Annotated in this window: 17 protein-coding genes and 1 tRNA gene; 16 read left to right on the forward strand and 2 right to left on the reverse strand. The window is 38.1% G+C overall.

What is annotated here, in order from left to right; translation table 11 throughout:
* Positions 1 to 8: 8 nt before the first annotated feature.
* Positions 9 to 377 (reverse strand): DUF4828 domain-containing protein, encoded by a 369-nt coding sequence (locus IGJ63_RS03625; protein WP_002355908.1) that lies wholly within the window; start codon positions 375 to 377, stop codon positions 9 to 11.
* A gap of 198 nt (positions 378 to 575) precedes the next feature.
* Between IGJ63_RS03625 and sfsA the strand changes: the two genes are divergently transcribed.
* From sfsA to IGJ63_RS03705, 16 genes are all read left to right on the forward strand, one after another.
* On the forward strand, positions 576 to 1,307 hold the full coding sequence (gene sfsA / locus IGJ63_RS03630) for a DNA/RNA nuclease SfsA (RefSeq protein WP_142957270.1): 732 nt from the start codon (positions 576 to 578) through the stop codon (positions 1,305 to 1,307).
* 105 nt (positions 1,308 to 1,412) lie between these two features.
* Positions 1,413 to 2,411, forward strand: coding sequence for a Gfo/Idh/MocA family protein (locus IGJ63_RS03635; RefSeq protein WP_002355910.1), 999 nt, complete (start codon positions 1,413 to 1,415; stop codon positions 2,409 to 2,411).
* A gap of 26 nt (positions 2,412 to 2,437) precedes the next feature.
* Complete coding sequence (locus IGJ63_RS03640; protein WP_241408302.1) at positions 2,438 to 3,739, forward strand: DEAD/DEAH box helicase; 1,302 nt, start codon at positions 2,438 to 2,440, stop codon at positions 3,737 to 3,739.
* 44 nt (positions 3,740 to 3,783) lie between these two features.
* Positions 3,784 to 6,489, forward strand: coding sequence for a sigma 54-interacting transcriptional regulator (locus tag IGJ63_RS03645; protein WP_002355912.1), 2,706 nt, complete (start codon positions 3,784 to 3,786; stop codon positions 6,487 to 6,489).
* 228 nt (positions 6,490 to 6,717) lie between these two features.
* Positions 6,718 to 7,035 (forward strand): PTS sugar transporter subunit IIB, encoded by a 318-nt coding sequence (locus IGJ63_RS03650; RefSeq protein WP_002355913.1) that lies wholly within the window; start codon positions 6,718 to 6,720, stop codon positions 7,033 to 7,035.
* 141 nt (positions 7,036 to 7,176) lie between these two features.
* Positions 7,177 to 8,640 carry a PTS sugar transporter subunit IIC gene (locus IGJ63_RS03655; protein WP_002364646.1) on the forward strand — a complete coding sequence of 488 codons (1,464 nt, stop codon included), beginning with the start codon at positions 7,177 to 7,179 and terminating at the stop codon, positions 8,638 to 8,640.
* A 43-nt stretch (positions 8,641 to 8,683) separates the two neighbouring features.
* Entirely contained in the window at positions 8,684 to 8,902 is a 219-nt protein-coding gene (locus tag IGJ63_RS03660) for a hypothetical protein (protein ID WP_002355915.1), read from the forward strand.
* A 13-nt stretch (positions 8,903 to 8,915) separates the two neighbouring features.
* Positions 8,916 to 9,116, forward strand: coding sequence for a DUF3188 domain-containing protein (locus tag IGJ63_RS03665; RefSeq protein ID WP_002355916.1), 201 nt, complete (start codon positions 8,916 to 8,918; stop codon positions 9,114 to 9,116).
* The gene (locus IGJ63_RS03670) at positions 9,116 to 9,526 is read left to right on the forward strand and encodes a DUF3284 domain-containing protein (protein ID WP_016622502.1); all 411 of its coding nucleotides are present in this window, start codon (positions 9,116 to 9,118) and stop codon (positions 9,524 to 9,526) included. Before IGJ63_RS03665 ends, IGJ63_RS03670 begins: the two co-directional genes overlap by 1 nt.
* Positions 9,527 to 9,801: 275 nt before the next feature.
* A complete protein-coding gene (locus IGJ63_RS03675; protein ID WP_002355918.1) occupies positions 9,802 to 10,128 on the forward strand; it encodes a PTS sugar transporter subunit IIB in 327 nt (108 codons plus the stop codon).
* Positions 10,129 to 10,150: 22 nt separating this feature from the next.
* Positions 10,151 to 10,471: a PTS lactose/cellobiose transporter subunit IIA gene (locus IGJ63_RS03680; protein ID WP_002355919.1), complete on the forward strand. Its 321-nt coding sequence runs from the start codon at positions 10,151 to 10,153 to the stop codon at positions 10,469 to 10,471.
* 65 nt (positions 10,472 to 10,536) lie between these two features.
* Positions 10,537 to 11,814 (forward strand): PTS sugar transporter subunit IIC, encoded by a 1,278-nt coding sequence (locus IGJ63_RS03685; RefSeq protein WP_002355920.1) that lies wholly within the window; start codon positions 10,537 to 10,539, stop codon positions 11,812 to 11,814.
* Positions 11,815 to 11,897: 83 nt separating this feature from the next.
* Positions 11,898 to 13,292, forward strand: coding sequence for a glycoside hydrolase family 1 protein (locus IGJ63_RS03690; RefSeq protein ID WP_002355921.1), 1,395 nt, complete (start codon positions 11,898 to 11,900; stop codon positions 13,290 to 13,292).
* Positions 13,293 to 13,349: 57 nt separating this feature from the next.
* Complete coding sequence (locus IGJ63_RS03695; RefSeq protein ID WP_010824490.1) at positions 13,350 to 14,543, forward strand: GNAT family N-acetyltransferase; 1,194 nt, start codon at positions 13,350 to 13,352, stop codon at positions 14,541 to 14,543.
* Positions 14,544 to 14,863: 320 nt separating this feature from the next.
* A tRNA-Arg gene (locus tag IGJ63_RS03700) sits at positions 14,864 to 14,937 on the forward strand.
* Between the two features lie 33 nt (positions 14,938 to 14,970).
* Positions 14,971 to 15,303, forward strand: a complete 333-nt coding sequence (locus tag IGJ63_RS03705; protein WP_002355924.1) for a putative quinol monooxygenase — start codon at positions 14,971 to 14,973, stop codon at positions 15,301 to 15,303.
* 113 nt (positions 15,304 to 15,416) lie between these two features.
* Here IGJ63_RS03705 and ppdK read toward each other — a convergent pair whose 3' ends face one another.
* Positions 15,417 to 18,062, reverse strand: a complete 2,646-nt coding sequence (gene ppdK, locus IGJ63_RS03710; RefSeq protein ID WP_438745947.1) for a pyruvate, phosphate dikinase — start codon at positions 18,060 to 18,062, stop codon at positions 15,417 to 15,419.
* Positions 18,063 to 18,084 lie beyond the last annotated feature (22 nt).

Below are 18,084 nucleotides of genomic sequence, written 5' to 3' on the forward strand. Positions count from 1 at the left end.
GTGATTTATTAATTGTAAATGGCCCGTTCTAGTGTGTAGGTTTCATCGTCGGCTTCATCGTAAAGCGTTGCAGGGACACCATTTTCACATTGAATGATTAAATGGTAACCTAACTTGTCTAAGATAACTAAGCGTTTAGGGGTTAATTCAACAAGCAAGGCATGCGTTTGTTTGCCATCAATGAAAACATTGAAAGATGAGGTGATTTCCAAGGTGTGTTGCGTGGCTTTCTTCACGTCTACAAACCACCAATGCCCAGTATAGTTGTGTTGAAGCTCCTGTGGGGAAGGGAGCTGTTTATTTTTTTTCCAGAGGATAGAGCCTGCTAATCCAGTAAGTAAAGATGCACCAACCAAGAAAGTCCAATGTTTTTTCAAAGAAATTCCTCCTAACCTTCATTTTCATTTATTCGTCTTCGTTACCTTTATTATATAGAACTTGTCTAAAATATTCGACTAAATCGCTGAGAATTGACAAATATTTAATGATTGACACAAGATAGTAAAATTGTTGGTTTTGGTCTATACTTTTCCTTGTTTTTTTATGGTATAGTGTGTAAGAAAGGAAGTCTGTGTATGAAGTACCCGAATGTCCAACTTGCTTATTTTATCGAACGACCCAATCGGTTTATTGCACACTGTCGTTTAATGGAAACGAATGAAGAAGTGGTCACACATGTCAAAAATACTGGCAGAGGGAAAGAAGTTTTTTTACCAGGTGCTGTTGTGGCGCTTAGTTATCAACCATCGCCTAAAAGAAAAACAGATTACGATTTGATTGCAGTAAAAAAAGGTTCTTTTTGGATTAATATTGATAGCCAAGTACCGAATACATTAGTCAATGAAGCGTTAAAAAATGGTCAAATTGTGCTTCCTGGTTTAGTTGGTACGATCCAAACTGTTAAACGTGAGCAACGATTCGCACATTCAAAATTTGATTTTCTAGTGGAAACGGATGCGGACGAACAAGCTTTTGTCGAAGTGAAAGGCATGACTTTAGAAAATAAAGGCATCGGTGCTTTTCCTGACGCGCCAACACTTCGTGGCTTGAAGCATGTCACTGAACTAATGGCTGCAACTAAAGCTGGTTACCGCTGTTACGTTTTGTTTGTGGTCCAATTTGAAGAAATTAAGCAAGCAACGATTCACCAAGAGATGCAACCTGCCTTTGCTGAAAATCTGGGTGCTGCAATTGATCAAGGTGTGCAAGTCCTTGCTTACAATTGCCACGTAACACCAGCAACGATTGAACTTAAGTCACAGGTAACCTTTGATTTATTACAGGCATTTGATGATCCTAATAAATAACTTGAAGAACTCCTAGCGCTTTAAGGCAGGGTAATTACGTGACTTTTGTACGAGAGATTACTATTATAAAGAGAGTAAATAAACAAAAAATGGAGGTTTTTGATTATGATACATTTAGGCGTAATTGGTACCAATTGGATTAGTCATCAATTTGTTGCAGCAGCTTTAGAAACGGGTGCGTATGATTTAACGGCTGTTTATTCTCGGAAACTAGCAACGGCACAAGAATTTGGTTCTCGCTATGGGGATGTGGAATATGCAATTGATTTAGAGACGTTTTTTGGTATTGCACATATGGATACGGTTTATATTGCCTCACCAAATTCATTACATTTTGAACAAGCGAAACAAGCAATTTTAGCGAAAAAAAATGTAATTGTTGAAAAACCAGCTTTTTCAACACCTGATGAGATGGCAGAAATTATTGAATTAGCGAATAAAAATCGTGTGTATTTCTTTGAAGCGGCCCGTAATATTCATGAGCAAAGTTTCCAAAAAATTGCTGAATTATTGCCATTAAAAAACCAAATTTTAGGTGCGAATTTTACGTATATGAAATATTCTTCTCGCTATGATCAAGTATTAGAAGGCAAAGAGCCAAATATTTTTTCTCCTCATTTTTCTGGGGGAGCCTTAGCGGATTTAGGCGTTTATTTAGTTTATGCAGCCTTGGGCTGGTTTGGCGTACCAAACGAAAGCCATTATTTTGCTAGTAAAATTGCGACAGGTGTCGATGGCTTAGGAACAATTATTTTACGATATGATCAGTTTGACGTGACGTTAAACACTGGGAAAATTAGTGATTCTTTTGCGCCATCCGAAATTTACTTTGAAAACGGGACCTTGATTTTAGATAGTGTCAATGCTATTTCTTCGGCTGAGTACCATGATCGCGCACATGAAGAACGTGATGTCTTAGATATTCAAGTAGCCGATAATCCAATGATTGAAGAAGCCCGTGATTTTGCAGCAGTTTTAAATAACCCAACAGATAAGTATTGGGGCACCAAGTATGAAGAATGGGTTGAGCTTGCTCGAAATGTCAATAAAGTAGTCACTGATTTACGTCATAGTGCCGGCATTATTTTTGATGCTGATAAATAAGAATTAAGCGATAGGAAAGGAACAATATGAGATTTTTAGAACAACTTCCAGAGGCTTGGCAAGAACAGTGGCAAGCTTCTGGCTTTAACGAACCATCAACAATTCAAGAAAAAAGTTTTACGCCCCTTCGCGAAGGAGAAAATGTTTTAGGAATTTCGCCGACAGGAACTGGAAAAACACTTGCTTACATGCTGCCTTTACTCTTAACTGTTGAAAAAGGACAGGGAAATCAATTGTTGATTATTGCTCCGTCTCAAGAATTAGCTATGCAAATTGCTGAAGTTGCTCGGACTTGGGCTAAGCCACTTCAATTAACGGTTCAAACGTTAATCGGTGGGGCAAATGTTTCACGCCAGATTGACAAGTTAAAAAAACGTCCCGAAGTGTTAATCGGAACACCAGGTCGGATTTTAGAGTTAATGAAGAACAAAAAAGTCAAAGCTCAGTTGGTAAAAACAATTGTAATGGATGAAGTTGATCAACTTTTCCAAGAGGAAGAGCTAAGTTTAACCAAGCAAATTTTGACACACACACCAACCGAATACCAACTTGTTTTTTATTCAGCGACTGCTGATCGTGTCGTGAATCAAGCGCAATCTTTAAGCCAAAAATTACAGGTGATTGATGTGACGGAAGAAGATACTTCAGCAGGTCAAGTCGCCCACTACTTTATTCGGTTAGCACCAAGAAAAAAAGCTGATTACTTACGTCGTTTGGCCCATACAGAAGCATTCAGAAGCATGGTCTTTTTCAATCAAGTTGCTGATTTAGGTGCAGCAGAAGAAAAATTAGTTTATGAGAATGTGCCGGCTATTGGTCTGGCTTCAGATCAAAGTAAACAGTTGCGTAAATTGGCGATCGATCAATTTAAAGCAGAACGAGTGAAGTTGTTACTAACCACGGATATTGCGGCACGGGGCTTAGATTTCACAGGGGTCCCTTACGTCGTAAACGTAGATGTTCCTTTAACCGAAGAGAGCTATATTCATCGTTCTGGTCGCGTTGGCCGGATGGGTGCACAAGGGGCAGTGATTACGTTTATCAACGATGGCACCAAAAGAGATTATCAACGTTTGATGAAACAATTGGCCATTCCCTATCAGGAAATCTTTTTATATGATGGTGCACTTCATGAACAGCCAAAAGCCAAAGATGAACTAGAAAAAAAGAACGTAGTCAAAGGTACGTATTCAGAAAAAAAGAGTACGAAAGAAAGAAAACCAGAAACAGTAAATTCTGTTGTCAAAGAACCACAAGAAACACGCAAAAAGAAGAAAAACAAAAAGAAAAACACGAAAAACAAAGGAGCTCGTAAAGCGAAGAAATAACGCTTTACGAGCTTCAAGCAGAACGTTGTATCGAGGAGGATTCCATGAAATCTCGGAAGGAAGAAATCTTAGCGTTACTTCAAAAAAATGAAACTGGCTTAACGGCAGGAGCGGTAGCAGAACAGTTAATGATTGATCGCAGTAATGCCAGCCGTTATTTAAATGAATTATTCAAAGAAAAGAAAATTACTAGAAGTACTGGACGTCCTGTTATCTATTCAGTGCCAACAATCAATGAAGGAGAACAAGTCCATGTAGATGAGTCCACCTCTGTTAGTTTTGACACATTAGTAGGTGCCAATGATTCTTTAAAAGTGAGTATTCAGCAGGCCAAGGCGGCTATTTTATATCCACCAAGAGGTTTGCATACGATTATCTTTGGGAAAACAGGAACAGGGAAATCTCTTTTTGCTGAATGTATGTACCGTTTTGCCATTGATTCAAAAACCTTAGATGAAGATGCCCCTTTTGTCTCTTTTAATTGTGCTGATTATGCACAAAACCCACAATTATTATTTGGTCATATCTTTGGCGTAAAAAAAGGTGCCTATACTGGTGCGAATGAAGATAGTCCAGGCTTAATGGCAAAAGCAGATGGCGGGATTCTCTTTTTAGATGAAATTCATCGCTTACCGCCAGAAGGTCAAGAAATGCTCTTTACGTTTATTGATAAAGGCGTGTACCGTCCATTAGGAGAAAGTGGCCAAACCTATGAAGCCTCTGTTCAAATTATTGGTGCGACAACGGAATCCTCAGAAAACTTTTTAACCACTTTTAATCGGCGGATTCCGATGTCGATTACATTACCATCTTTAGACGCACGGACGCTAGATGAGCGTTATGCCATTATTTCGTTATTTATTCAGCAAGAGGCAACACGTTTGGGCCAACAAATTGATATCGAACGCGAAGCAGTTTTGGCGTTCATGTTATACGATGCAGAAGGAAATATTGGTCAGGTGAAGCGGGACTTAAAATTAGTTTGTGCTAAGTCATTTCTTTATTATCGGACGCACAATTTAGAACATTTGGTTATCCGTAAACGGGATTTGTCGTTACCTGTCCAAAAAGGATTATTAAAAATTAAAGAAGTACCTGAGCGCTTGGATCAATTTGTCGACAGTAAAAGTAATTATTTATCTTTCCAACCAGGTACCAACAAAATTGTTTGGTCGCAAGATCCAGCTAGAGACATGCAAGTTTACAATGAAATCGAAGAAAAAGTCGCTGACTTGTCTGAAGCTGACTTAGAAAATGTTGATTTAGAAGAATTGATTTCTAAAGATATGAATGCGTATTTTAAAAATTATGTCGAAGAATTAACCCAACATTCTTTACATAAGGAGTTATTACCAGAAGCTATTTGGGACTTAACGAATCGTCTTTATGATATCGCAGAAGAGCGTTTGGAACACACGTACAACGAAACTGCGCGCTTTGCCTTTGCGCTTCATTTACAAAGTACGATTGAACGTGTCAAAGAAGGTCATGTGATTGTCCATCCTGATTTAAATAATGTCCGTAAAAACATGAAAAAAGAATTTCAAGTAGCCTTAGATTTATCTTCTATTATTGAAGAAGAGAACAACATAGAGATTCCTTTCGATGAAATTGGCTTTATTAGTATGTTTTTATCTATTAATGTCGGTAAAGAAGAAAGAACTCCAGAAAATAATGTTGGTGTGTTCGTCTTAATGCATGGGGATTCTACTGCCTCAAGTATGTTGAAAACCGCCCAAGAACTTTTAGGAACGTCAATCGGAACAGCGATGAATATGCCGTTAACGATGGAAGTTCAAACAATGTATGAACAATTACGAAACCAAGTAATTACGCAAAAAGAATCGTTAAATAATGGGATTTTATTACTGACTGATATGGGTTCATTAAATTCGTTTGGAAATATGTTGTTTGAAGAAACAGGTATCCGAACAAAGGCGATTACAATGACGAGCACAATGATTGTCTTAGAAGCTATTCGAATGGCAAGCGTGGGACGAAGTTTAGAGGACATTTACCAAAATATTCAACTTTCTTTTGAAAGCGTTGTGAGAGAACAATTTCGCTCTAGTCTGCAAAAACGTCAAAACGTAAAAAAAGCAGTAATCGTGACGTGCTTTACAGGAGAAGGGGTTGCCGCAAAACTATACCAACGAATCTTACCAGTTATTGATGAAACAAAAGTGGAACTGATTCAAATGCAATTTATTGAACGAGAAACATTTAAAAAGCATATCGACAACTTGATGGAAGAATATGAAATTAAGGCCATTGCGGGAACTGTGGATGTTGAATATCAAAATATTCCTTTCTTTTCCGTCTATGATATTTTTGATGATGAAAAATTAAATGTACTGAAACGGATTGCTAGTGATGAAGTGGCGATTGATACAATTGTTCATTCACTAAGTGGCGTCATTACTTCTGTGGACTCCTTACAAAAATTAATTCTCATGTTACAAAAAACAGTTCATCAAATACAAACAGACATGCATATTATTGTTGAACCAGGGGTGGATGCCGGAATCATGATTCATTTGGCTTTTCTGGTAGATGCTTTAATTAAAGGAGAAGAAGCAAGAACTTTTCCAAACTTAGCGGAATATGTTAAAACACATCGTTTAGAAATCGATGTCGTACGCACGAATTTTATGTTAATTGAACGGGCGTATCGTGTGACGATTCCAGAAGCGGAAGTTGCGCATGTTACCCAAATGTTTTTAGAAAATGAAATTAAAAGTAAACAATAATAAATAAAAAAACATCAAGAAATGAGAAAACGCTCTCTTTTTTCTTGATGTTTTCTTTTTGTAAGTTACACACAATTTCATGTGTGTAAGCGTTTTCTTTTAGTGTGTGCACGCTTTTTTTGATGGTGAAAGCTGTTATATCAGCATTTTAATAAGGAAAAAACTTGGCACAATTATTGCTATAAATAAAGTGTATAACGTCATAACTTTTAAGGAGATGAAGAAAAAATGGCAAAAAAAACAATTATGTTAGTTTGTTCCGCAGGAATGAGCACAAGTTTATTAGTAACAAAAATGCAAAAAGCAGCAGAAGATCGTGGCATGGAAGCAGACATCTTTGCAGTATCGGCTTCTGAAGCAGATACAAACTTGGAAAATAAAGAGGTGAATGTTTTACTTTTAGGTCCACAAGTTCGTTTCATGAAAGGGCAATTTGAACAAAAATTACAGCCAAAAGGGATTCCTTTAGATGTAATTAACATGGCAGACTATGGCATGATGAATGGCGAAAAAGTTTTAGATCAAGCAATCTCATTAATGGGATAAGGAATTAAAACGTTCAAGAAAAGTGAATAGCAAATAAGGATAGTGCATGTTACCAAAGGTTTTATTTTGTACGCTCGATTCATTCGTTTAATGAGGCTACTGCCTTTTTAATAAATATAAATGGATACAGGAGGAATAAAAATGAACGGATTAATGGCATGGATGGAAAAATATATCTTACCAACTGCCGCAAAAATTGGTGCACAGAAACATCTGGTGGCACTAAGGGATGCTTTTATTGGTACATTACCTGCGACAATGGCTGGATCAGTCGCCGTAATGATTAACGCAATTATTCGAGATCTTCCCCAAGAGTTTGTCTCAACTTATGCGGCAAGTTTGGAAGCAGACAAAGGTATTTTTGCAGTATTGAATGTCATCATTGGGATTAATGGTTTTGTTTGGAATGGTACATTGGCTATCGCTGGTTTGATTTTCGCTTTTTCTTGGGGCTATAACTTAGCGAAAGCATACAATGTGAATGAGCTAGCTGGTGGGATTGTCAGTTTAGCTACCTTAATTTCAGGTGTTGCTTTTGCACCAAATAACACAGCTGAATTAGCTGTGAAAGTGCCAGAAAAGATTGCCAACGCAATTAATGGGGCAGAAATTGGTGCGTCAATTGCTAATAATCAATTGACTGTCAATCCATGGGGTTGGTTAAATCTCAACCATCTAAATGGTAACGCTTTCTTTACAGTGATGATTATGGGCGCTTTATCAACCATTATTTTTTGTAAATTAATGCAAGCGGATTTAACAATAAAAATGCCTGATTCTGTTCCGCCAGCAGTTTCAAAAGCGTTTGCGGCAATTTTACCAGCAACAATCGCATTGTATGTCGTAGCAATTATTAACTTTACGGTGTCAAAACTTTCAGGCGGTCAATTATTAATTGACTTAATTCAAAAATATATCGCGGAACCGTTCCTTGGGTTATCACAAGGACTAGGCGCTGTGTTAATCGTAACAGTTTTTGTTCAAATTTTCTGGTTCTTTGGTATTCACGGGCCAAACGTTTTGGCACCAGTTCTTGAAGGCATTTGGGGACAAGCACAATTAATCAATATTGATATTTTCCAAAAAGGTTATGAAGGAAAAACAGGAACAGCTGCGGTTTTAGCCGCTATTGACGACGGTAAAGCCTACATGTGGGTCCGTGGTTCGTTTGATGCTTTCGCTTGGTTTGGTGGTTCAGGCGGTACAATCGTCCTAATTATTGCAATCTTGTTATTCTCCAAACGAGCAGATTATTTAACAGTCGGTAAATTATCATTAGGACCTGGGATCTTTAATATCAATGAACCGATTATGTTTGGTTTACCAGTTGTTCTGAATCCAATTATGTTTATTCCATTTGTAATTGCGCCATTAGTTGCTACTACAATTGGCTGGGTTGCAACGTATCTTGGGCTAGTCGCACCAGTTTCTCAACAAGTCGCATGGGTGACACCGCCGTTGCTATTATCTTTCTTAGCGACAGGTGCCGACTGGCGCGCACCAATCGTAGCGTTGGTATGTATGGTAGTCACTTTCTTGATTTGGACACCGTTTGTTATCGCTGCTAACAAAATGGATCCTGCATTAGGCGAAAGTGAGCAATAGGCAATAAAAACAGTAATTACTTGTATAGAAAGGAGCGAGCGGCATGATTTCGATTGCAAGTGCAATGAAGCAAGAGGAAATTATTACTTTACTAGAGGCATATCAAGGGGAAAATGAAACATTTACTTTTAAAGAAAAGAATGGTATTAAGTTATTTTTTGAAGTTGAAGGAGACCCTGAAACTGCTGCACAAGTTGCAAAACAGCTGATTAAGGAACAACCTTGGGGTGGCGTTTTATACTTCCAAGCAACGGTAGTCTAAAAAGATAGGATGGATGAAAATGATTAGAAATGGATTATTTTTATGTAGTATTGGCTTCTTGATTGTTTTGTATTCGTTGAATCCCAGCTCCTTAAACTATGATTTATTAAGTCTGACAACGGGGATTTTTTTCATTGGACTTGGTGGTTACCTGTTTTTTAAAGGAAAAAAAGTTGCTGAAGAAGAGGCGACAAAGGATGAGGTGAAACGGTAATGGAAATTACGAAAACATTAACTATTTCAGCAGATGAATTTTACACGCAATTAATGAATTCTGTTATTTTTGATATCCGTAAGCAAACAGGCAAAACTCTTACAAGAAAGCAGTTACGTAAGTTTGAATATATCAAAGAATATAGTAAAAATAGTCGCGCGAAAATAGTTATTGAAGAAGCTGTAGAAAATAAGACCTATCAATTTCGAACATCCACAACTAAAAATGATTTCTCGGTGCGGTATGAGCTCCAGCCAATTGATGAAAAAAGCTGTGAACTGCGTTATACAGAAACAATGGTTTCTTATGGGACGTTACAAAAACTGAATGACGCAGTATTAGGTATCTTTTTAAGTTATTTTAAAAAGAAACAGTTTTATAAAATGCTTAAAATGATGGAAACTGCTTAAAGGGAAAAAGTGGCTTTTGTCCAGTTGATTCTCTTCAGCTTTAGAAAGTGAGCGATGAGTCGTTTCGGCTTATCGCTCACTTTCTTTTGTTGCCCTATTATTTTGGAAACGCACACAAAAAAGCTGTGTGTAATCGTTTTATTTTTAGTGTGTACACGCTTTCTATGTTGAAAAACGTTGTCATATCAATGTTTTCAATGTGTTAAAACTTGGCACGCTTCTTGCTTATATAAAGGTGTAAAGTAAAACAAAGAGAATTTAGGAGATGAAGGAAAATGGCAAAAAAAACAATTATGTTAGTTTGTTCCGCAGGAATGAGCACAAGTTTATTAGTAACAAAAATGCAAAAAGCAGCAGAAGATCGTGGCATGGAAGCAGACATCTTTGCAGTATCGGCTTCTGAAGCAGATACAAACTTGGAAAATAAAGAGGTGAATGTTTTACTTTTAGGTCCACAAGTTCGTTTCATGAAAGGGCAATTTGAACAAAAATTACAACCAAAAGGGATTCCTTTAGATGTCATTAACATGGCGGACTATGGCATGATGAATGGCGAAAAAGTTTTAGATCAAGCAATTTCATTAATGGGATCATCAAACTAGAGCAGAAAATGGGGTAGAGGTAATGGACGGACAACAGAACTTAGAAGCAATCATGGGTTTAATCATGTATGGCGGAAATGCTAAAAGCGATGCAATGGAAGCGATTGCCGCAGCAAAATCGGGGGATTTTGAATTAGCAGACAAAAAAATTGCAGATGCAGAAGAATCACTTGTACATGCACATCATTCGCAAACAGGAATGTTAACAGAAGAAGCAAAAGGCAATAACATGCAAGTAACATTGTTAACAGTGCACAGTCAAGATCATTTAATGACTGCGATTGCATTTACAGATTTAGCAAAAGAAATTATCGATCTTTATCGCCGTATTGATAACGAGTAATCTCGTTGTCAATGCGTCTTATAAGAAAAAAGCGCTTGAGAAAGCGTTAATTAGGAGGAATAACAATGGACGGATTTGTTCAATGGATGGAGAAACACTTTATGCCGAAAGCGTCAGTAATCGCAGCGCAACGGCACTTGGTAGCAATTCGTGACGCGTTTGTCGTAACGATGCCATTAATGATTTTAGGGGCTTTGGCGGTATTAATTAATAATATTCCAATTCCAGGATATGAGGACTTTTTAAACAAAATTTTCCCAATGATGTATAACGATGCACCAATTTGGAAAAGCTTTGGTGGTAACATTTGGAACGGTACATTCGCAATCTTTGCCGTTTTAGTAGCCTTTTTAGTAGCACACAATTTAGTTAAATCTTATGGAAAAGACGGCATTGCAGCCGGTACAGTTTCTGTAGCTTCATTCTTCGCAGTTGGCGGCTTAGAAGGCATGGGCGCAACTGGATTATTTATTGCTTTGATTATTGCACTTATTTCAGGAGAACTATTCCAACGTTTATCTGGCAATCCTAAATTAGTTATCAAAATGCCTGATGGTGTACCACCAGCAGTAGCAAAATCATTTGCGGCATTATTACCAGCAATGATTACAATCAGTTTATTTAGTTTAATTACATCAATTCTATTTGCTTTAGGAATTGACAATATCGTTATTTCATTCTATGAAGCAGTTCAACAACCATTTATGGGACTTGCAAACAGCTACCCATCAGCATTATTGTTAGCTTTCATTACACCATTCTTATGGTTCTTTGGTTTACATGGTGCCAACATGGTTGACCCATTAATGCAAACAATCAACGTACCAGCGATTGATGCGAACATTAAAGCTTTAGAAGCAGGTAAAGCAATTCCTTATATTGTAAACAAACCTTTCTTTGATTCATTTGTAAACTTAGGTGGAACAGGGGCAACATTAGGTCTGTTAATTGCTATCTTTATCGTTGGTCGTCGTAACAAACCATACAAAGTCATTACAAACTTAAGTTTAGCACCAGGACTATTTAATATTAATGAACCAGTTATGTTCGGTTTACCAATTGTTTTAAACCCAATTATGTTTATCCCATTCATTTTAGTCCCAATGGTTCTTGTAACTGTTGCGTATGTGGCGACAGCAACTGGTTTAGTACCAGCTGCAACCTTTATGCCACCTTGGGTAACACCACCAATTATTGGCGGATTTTTAGCAACGAAGAGTATCGCCGGCGGAGTTTTAGCAGCTGTTAACTTATTGATTTCTATTTTGATCTACATGCCTTTCGTAAAAGTAGCAACAGATCAATACTTGAAACAAGAAGCAGCCGCAGAAGCAGCTGAGTAAAAAATCGAAGGATTGAATCGTCCGGACTCTTACGGAGGGTTCAATCCTTTTTTTAATGATTAAATCGTAAAGGAGCAAATAACATGAAATATCAATTTCCAGAAAATTTTTGGTGGGGTTCTGCAGCCAGCGGTCCTCAAACAGAAGGCGTTTTTGAAGGTGATGGTAAAGGTCAAAACATTTGGGATTTTTGGTATCAAGAAGCGCCAGAAAAATTCTTTCAACAAGTCGGTCCAGATAAGACCTCACAATTTTATAAAAAATACCAAGAAGATATTCAGTTAATGAAAGAAACGGGACATAACTCTTTTCGAACATCCATTCAATGGAGCCGTTTAATTCCAGATCCTACAACAGGAAAAGTCAATCAAACAGCAGTTGATTTTTATAATCAAGTGATTGATGATTTATTAGAACACGGGATTGAGCCCTTTATGAACTTGTATCATTTTGATATGCCGATGGTACTTCAAGAAAAAGGCGGTTGGGAAAGCCGTGAAGTGGTTGATTTGTATGTTGACTTTGCCAAAACCTGTTTTGAATTGTTTGGCGATCGCGTGAAAAAATGGTTTACGCACAATGAACCAATTGTACCAGTTGAAGGTGGTTATCTCTATGGCTGGCATTATCCTGATAAAGTGAATCTAAAAGAAGGGATTCAAGTACTCTATCATGAAGCTTTAGCTAGTGCCAAAGCGATTGCCGTCTATCATTCTATGAACTTATCAGGTGAAATTGGCATTATTTTAAACTTAACGCCGACTTATCCTCGTGATGAGCACAACGAAGCCGATGTAAATGCGGCTAAATTTGTCGATGGTTTCTTTAACCGTTCGTTTTTAGACCCGGCTGTTAAAGGTCATTTTCCAGAAGATATGGTTGCTTGGGCGAAAGCAAATGACTTATTGCCAGAAACAACGCCAGAAGATTTAGCAATAATTGCTGAAAATACTGTGGACTTATTAGGAGTAAACTACTATCAACCACGTCGTGCCAAAGCAAAAGAAACACCTGTTGAAACACGACCAGAAGGCTTACTTCCAGAAGATTTTTATGATGTCTACGATATGCCTGGCAAAAAAATGAATCCTTACCGTGGCTGGGAAATCTACGAAAAAGGTATTTATGATACATTAATGAATTTAAAAGAAAATTATGGCAACATTCGCTGCTACATTTCAGAAAATGGCATGGGCGTAGAAGGAGAAGAACGCTTTGTCAATGAACAAGGAGTCATTGAAGATGATTATCGGATTGAATTCGTGCAGGATCACTTGAAATGGGTGCATCAAGCGATTCAAGAAGGTAGTAATGTTCAAGGATATCATATGTGGACGTGTATGGATAACTGGTCTTGGCTTAATGCCTATAAAAATCGTTATGGCTTCATCGCTGTGGATTTAGATGATGATGCGAAACGGACCATTAAGAAAAGCGGTCGTTGGTTCAAAGAAATGACAGCAAATAACGGCTTTTAGAAAGAGAACCATTTCTGTGATAAAATGAATTGATACAATGTGCGAGGAGGAAAGAAAATGACAACTAAAAGAGTCAAAAAAATGGGCAAAGAAGAAATGAAAGAGATGTTTGATCTTGTTATCTATGCTTTTAATCAGGAACCCACGGCGGAACGCCAAGAACGTTTTGAAAAATTGTTGTCACATACGCAAAGCTATGGCTTCCTAATTGATGAGCAATTAACAAGTCAAGTGATGGCGACACCTTTTCAAGTGAATTTCCATGGTGTCGGCTATCCCATGGCTGGGATTGGCTATGTGGCTTCTTATCCAGAATATCGTGGTGAAGGCGGCATCTCTGCTATTATGAAAGAAATGTTGGCTGATTTAGCGAAACAAAAGGTTGCCCTTTCTTACTTAGCACCGTTTTCATATCCATTTTATCGTCAATATGGCTATGAACAAACATTTGAACAAGCGGAGTATACAATTAAAACGGAAGATTGGCCACGTGTTAAACGAGTTCCAGGTACCATTAAACGAGTTTCTTGGGCTGACGGTAAAGAGGTCATTAAAGACGTATACCTTGAAAATCAAAGAGCGCACTCTGGTGGTGTGATCCGTGAAACTTGGTGGCTGGATTATACGCTGAATCGTGCAAGTAAACCAAATAATCAAGCGATTTATTATTCGTCAGAAGGGAAAGCGGAAGGCTATGTGATTTATCGGATAGCTGCTGGCACCTTTGAAATCGTAGAATGGAACTATTTAACTAATACAGCTTTTAAAGCTTTAGCTGGGTTTATTGGCTCACATAGTGGTTCCGTTCAATCGTTCCATTGGATTAATGGTTTTGCTGGAAAAGATTTAAATGATTTAATGCCAACGCCAGCAGCTTCTGTAAAAATTTTACCTTACATGATGGCACGAATCGTTGAGTTACAAACATTTCTGGAAAAGTATCCATTTCAATCAGGAAAAAAAGAAACGTATTCTTTAGAGATTGAAGATTCCTATGGGCCATGGAATGAAGGCATTTGGACAATCACAATTGACGAACAAGGAAAAGCAACAGTGACTAAAGGTGCTGCGGAAAAAGAAGGGACTGCTGCTTTGAAAGCAGATATCCAAACGTGGACGCAACTATTCTTGGGCTATCGTTCAGCAGAAACGTTATCTTTTTATGAACGCTTGCAAGGAGACGCAACGACAGTTCAACGTTTAGGCCAACGTTTAGTCAAAGGCATGCCAATTTTAGAAGATTATTTTTAAAAGTGTGTTTATTCGCAAAAAATGACAGAACCTACTATAATAAAAATGTAAAAAGAATTATTTTAGAAAGGTGATGGGGACAATGGCGAAAACGAAACAAGAAAAAGTTGCACGCAATAATAAAATTGGGCAATATATAGCTATTGCGACAGGACTTTATTATTTAGGAAAAATGATTCTTGATCGGCGGCAAAAAAAATAATAGATAAAAGAACGACGTGTTTCACTGAAAGAAAGTATCTCGCATAATTGTTTATGCGAGATACTTTCTTTTTGTCTATTGACAGATGTAGTGAAGACTTCTAAAATTAAAACAGATTGTTCTCGTAGCTCAGTAGGATAGAGCAACCGCCTCCTAAGCGGTAGGTCGCTGGTTCAATTCCAGTCGGGAATGTAAAAAGGCAAGTAAATTTAAGGGGGAAGACAGATGGCGATTACTATAAATATTTATTATAGTGGGACAAATGGAGGTGCAAGAGAATTTGCCAAAGAAATGATTGCCAGCGGAATTGTAGAGGCAATTCGTGCAGAAAAAGGGAATAGTCGCTATGAATACTTTTTTCCAATGGACGATGAAGAAACAGTTCTGCTGATTGATAGTTGGACAGATCAGGAAGCATTAGACAAACACCACGCTTCTCCAATGATGACCCGTATTACGGAACTTAGAGAAAAATATGATTTGCATATGAAAGTAGAAAGATATGTATCAGATGTAACAGACCCCTTGACAAAAGATGCCGCGTTTATAAGAAAATAACTAGAGTGCAATCATTGATCTTAAAATTTAGTGCTAGGAACATCAGCCGTTTCGACTGATGTTCCTAGCACTTTTTATCTTGTAAGGATGAATCATTTGTTACACACGTTAAATTAAAGAAGGACCATTTGCTCTTCAGTCATAGCCGGTTCGGTTAAAATTTTGGCTTGGGCAGCTGCGAGTTTCGCAATAGGTACCCGATAAGGTGAGCAAGAGATGTAGTTTAGGCCAAGTGTTTGGAAAAACGTGATGGATTGCGGATCACCACCGACTTCTCCACATACGCCAATACTCATGTTTGGTTTAGTACGACGCGCTTTCTCTACAGCTAATTGAATCAGTTGACCAACACCTGTTTGATCTAGTGATTGAAACGGATCTTGGGTAATGATTTTCTTTTCCCGATACGTATTAATGAATTTACCGATATCATCACGAGAAAAACCATAGGTCATTTGTGTTAAATCATTTGTTCCAAAGCTGAAAAAGTCTGCTTCTTCTGCTAACTGATCCGCAATCAGACAAGCTCTAGGTAGTTCAATCATTGTCCCAATTTCGTAAGGGAAAGGAGTCATTTTATGTTCTTCAAAGAGACCATCAATCGTTTCTTTTAAAATGCGTTTGAGATAGAGAAGTTCTTCTTTTTCGGCGATTAGAGGAATCATCACTTCTGGATAAACAGTAATTCCTTCTTTGACTAATCGAATGGCACTAGTAAATAAGGCTGTAACTTGCATTTTGTATATTTGTGGTTGGGTCACACCTAAACGACAACCACGATGACCCAACATTGGATTGGTTTCTTGTAACCGTTCAATTTGTTTGGCGATGGTCACTGGGAACCGTTGTAGTTGCTTCGCCAATAATTGAATATCATTCTTTTCATGAGGTAAAAACTCATGCATCGGCGGATCCAGCAAGCGGACCACCATGGGCTTGTCTTGAACTACTTTCAGCATTTGATAAAAGTCTTCCTGTTGAAAATGAAGAAGTTGCTCCAACGCATAGGTTGCTTCCTTTTCAGACTCTGCTAAAATCAGGCGACGCATTTCCAAGACACGCTCTTCACCGAAAAACATATGCTCTGTTCGCGCTAAACCAATCCCCGCTGCGCCAAAACGGATAGCAGTCTCTAAATCTTGTGTAGTTTCTGCATTGGCACGAACAGTTAAATCAGCATACGCATCTGCCCAAGACAAGAGCTCTTGAAGGTCATCGTTATTATCAGCAGAAATTGTAGGAATTTCGCCAAGATAAATTTCCCCCGTTGAGCCATCGACGGAAATGATTGTTCCTTCTAAGATGACTTGTGGCCCGCAGTGTAGTTGTTTGGTTTCTTCATTGACGGTTAAACTTTCACAACCAGTCACACAGCAAGTTCCCATTCCTCGTGCGACCACAGCGGCATGAGAAGTCATTCCGCCACGACTGGTCACAATTGCTTCGCTTACAACCATGCCTTCAATATCTTCTGGTGAAGTTTCTTGACGAACAAGAATGACTTTCTTTCCTAGATTGGTCAGTTCTTTGGCTTTTTCTGCTGTAAAAACAATTTGGCCACTTGCTGCACCAGGACTAGCAGGAAGTCCCATAGCTAAACGTTCCATGTGTTGTCGTTTCTCTTGATCAAACACGGGATGAATTAATTGATCAATCGTATCAGGTGTCACACGCAACAGTGCTTCTTGTTTAGTAATGCGATTTTCTTTGGCTAAGTCTAAAGCAATTTTAACCGTAGCTGCGGCGGTTCGTTTCCCGTTTCTTGTTTGTAAAATATATAATTTTTCATTTTCAATGGTAAATTCAATATCTTGCATGTCACGATAATGATATTCTAAAAGTTCTGCGTAATGGCGAAAATCTTGATAAACTTTTGGCATAGTCAAACGTAAACGACGAATGGGTTCTGGCGTCCGAATACCAGCCACTACATCTTCTCCTTGCGCGTTCAAAAGAAACTCTCCAAACAGTTGATTTTCCCCTGTGACCGGATTTCTAGTGAAAACAACGCCAGTGCCACTGTCTAGTCCACGATTGCCGAAAACCATTTCTTGAATGTTGACAGCTGTACCTAAATCATGTGCAATATGATGTAAGTTTCGATAAACCACCGCACGTTGATTATTCCATGAATCAAAAACAGCTTTGATTGCTTCAAAAAGTTGTGCGACAGGGTCTTGCGGGAAGACCACCTGATGTTGTTCAAAAACTTCTTGGTAGCGGACAATCAAGGCAAAATGATCTTCTTCTTGAAAAGCGGTAATTTTTTTGTTTAACTCTTGTTCCAAGCGCTCTTTTTGTTGGTCAAATAATTCTTTGGGAATGTGATAGACGACGTCTCCAAACATTTGAATAAGTCGGCGATAACAATCAAAAGCAAAACCAGGAGAGGTTAAGGTCGCAAATTTTTTCACACGTTGATCATTTAAACCTAAATTTAAAATAGTATCCATCATACCAGGCATCGAGAAGGCAGCACCGCTGCGAACGGAAACTAAGAGAATCTCATTGTCTGCGGTAAAAGATTTGCCTGTTTCAGTTTCTAGATTTTTAACCGCTTTCAAAATTTCTGATTGTAAGTGTTCTTCAAAGAAAGTAGCATCTGCCAAATAGTCCATACAGCAACGGGTTGTAATCGTGAATCCTTGCGGAATCGGCAAACCTAAGCGTGTCATTTCTGCCAAGTTCGCCCCTTTACCACCAAGAGTCTCTTTACCTTCATTGTGTGTTTCGTTAAAAGAATAAATAAACTTTTTCATGCGTGACCTCCGTTTAATATGT

Origin of the sequence: Enterococcus sp. DIV1375a (assembly GCF_051712205.1) — a bacterium.
Taxonomy (GTDB): Bacteria; Bacillota; Bacilli; order Lactobacillales; family Enterococcaceae; genus Enterococcus; species Enterococcus faecalis.

Coding starts and splice junctions, on each gene's coding strand:
- sfsA (WP_142957270.1), top strand. CDS start 576: ATGAAGTACCCGAATGTCCAACTTGCTTATTTTATCGAACGACCCAAT.
- IGJ63_RS03635 (WP_002355910.1), top strand. CDS start 1,413: ATGATACATTTAGGCGTAATTGGTACCAATTGGATTAGTCATCAATTT.
- IGJ63_RS03640 (WP_241408302.1), top strand. CDS start 2,438: ATGAGATTTTTAGAACAACTTCCAGAGGCTTGGCAAGAACAGTGGCAA.
- IGJ63_RS03645 (WP_002355912.1), top strand. CDS start 3,784: ATGAAATCTCGGAAGGAAGAAATCTTAGCGTTACTTCAAAAAAATGAA.
- IGJ63_RS03650 (WP_002355913.1), top strand. CDS start 6,718: ATGGCAAAAAAAACAATTATGTTAGTTTGTTCCGCAGGAATGAGCACA.
- IGJ63_RS03655 (WP_002364646.1), top strand. CDS start 7,177: ATGAACGGATTAATGGCATGGATGGAAAAATATATCTTACCAACTGCC.
- IGJ63_RS03660 (WP_002355915.1), top strand. CDS start 8,684: ATGATTTCGATTGCAAGTGCAATGAAGCAAGAGGAAATTATTACTTTA.
- IGJ63_RS03665 (WP_002355916.1), top strand. CDS start 8,916: ATGAAAATGATTAGAAATGGATTATTTTTATGTAGTATTGGCTTCTTG.
- IGJ63_RS03670 (WP_016622502.1), top strand. CDS start 9,116: ATGGAAATTACGAAAACATTAACTATTTCAGCAGATGAATTTTACACG.
- IGJ63_RS03675 (WP_002355918.1), top strand. CDS start 9,802: ATGGCAAAAAAAACAATTATGTTAGTTTGTTCCGCAGGAATGAGCACA.
- IGJ63_RS03680 (WP_002355919.1), top strand. CDS start 10,151: ATGGACGGACAACAGAACTTAGAAGCAATCATGGGTTTAATCATGTAT.
- IGJ63_RS03685 (WP_002355920.1), top strand. CDS start 10,537: ATGGACGGATTTGTTCAATGGATGGAGAAACACTTTATGCCGAAAGCG.
- IGJ63_RS03690 (WP_002355921.1), top strand. CDS start 11,898: ATGAAATATCAATTTCCAGAAAATTTTTGGTGGGGTTCTGCAGCCAGC.
- IGJ63_RS03695 (WP_010824490.1), top strand. CDS start 13,350: ATGACAACTAAAAGAGTCAAAAAAATGGGCAAAGAAGAAATGAAAGAG.
- IGJ63_RS03705 (WP_002355924.1), top strand. CDS start 14,971: ATGGCGATTACTATAAATATTTATTATAGTGGGACAAATGGAGGTGCA.
- ppdK (WP_438745947.1), bottom strand. CDS start 18,062: ATGAAAAAGTTTATTTATTCTTTTAACGAAACACACAATGAAGGTAAA.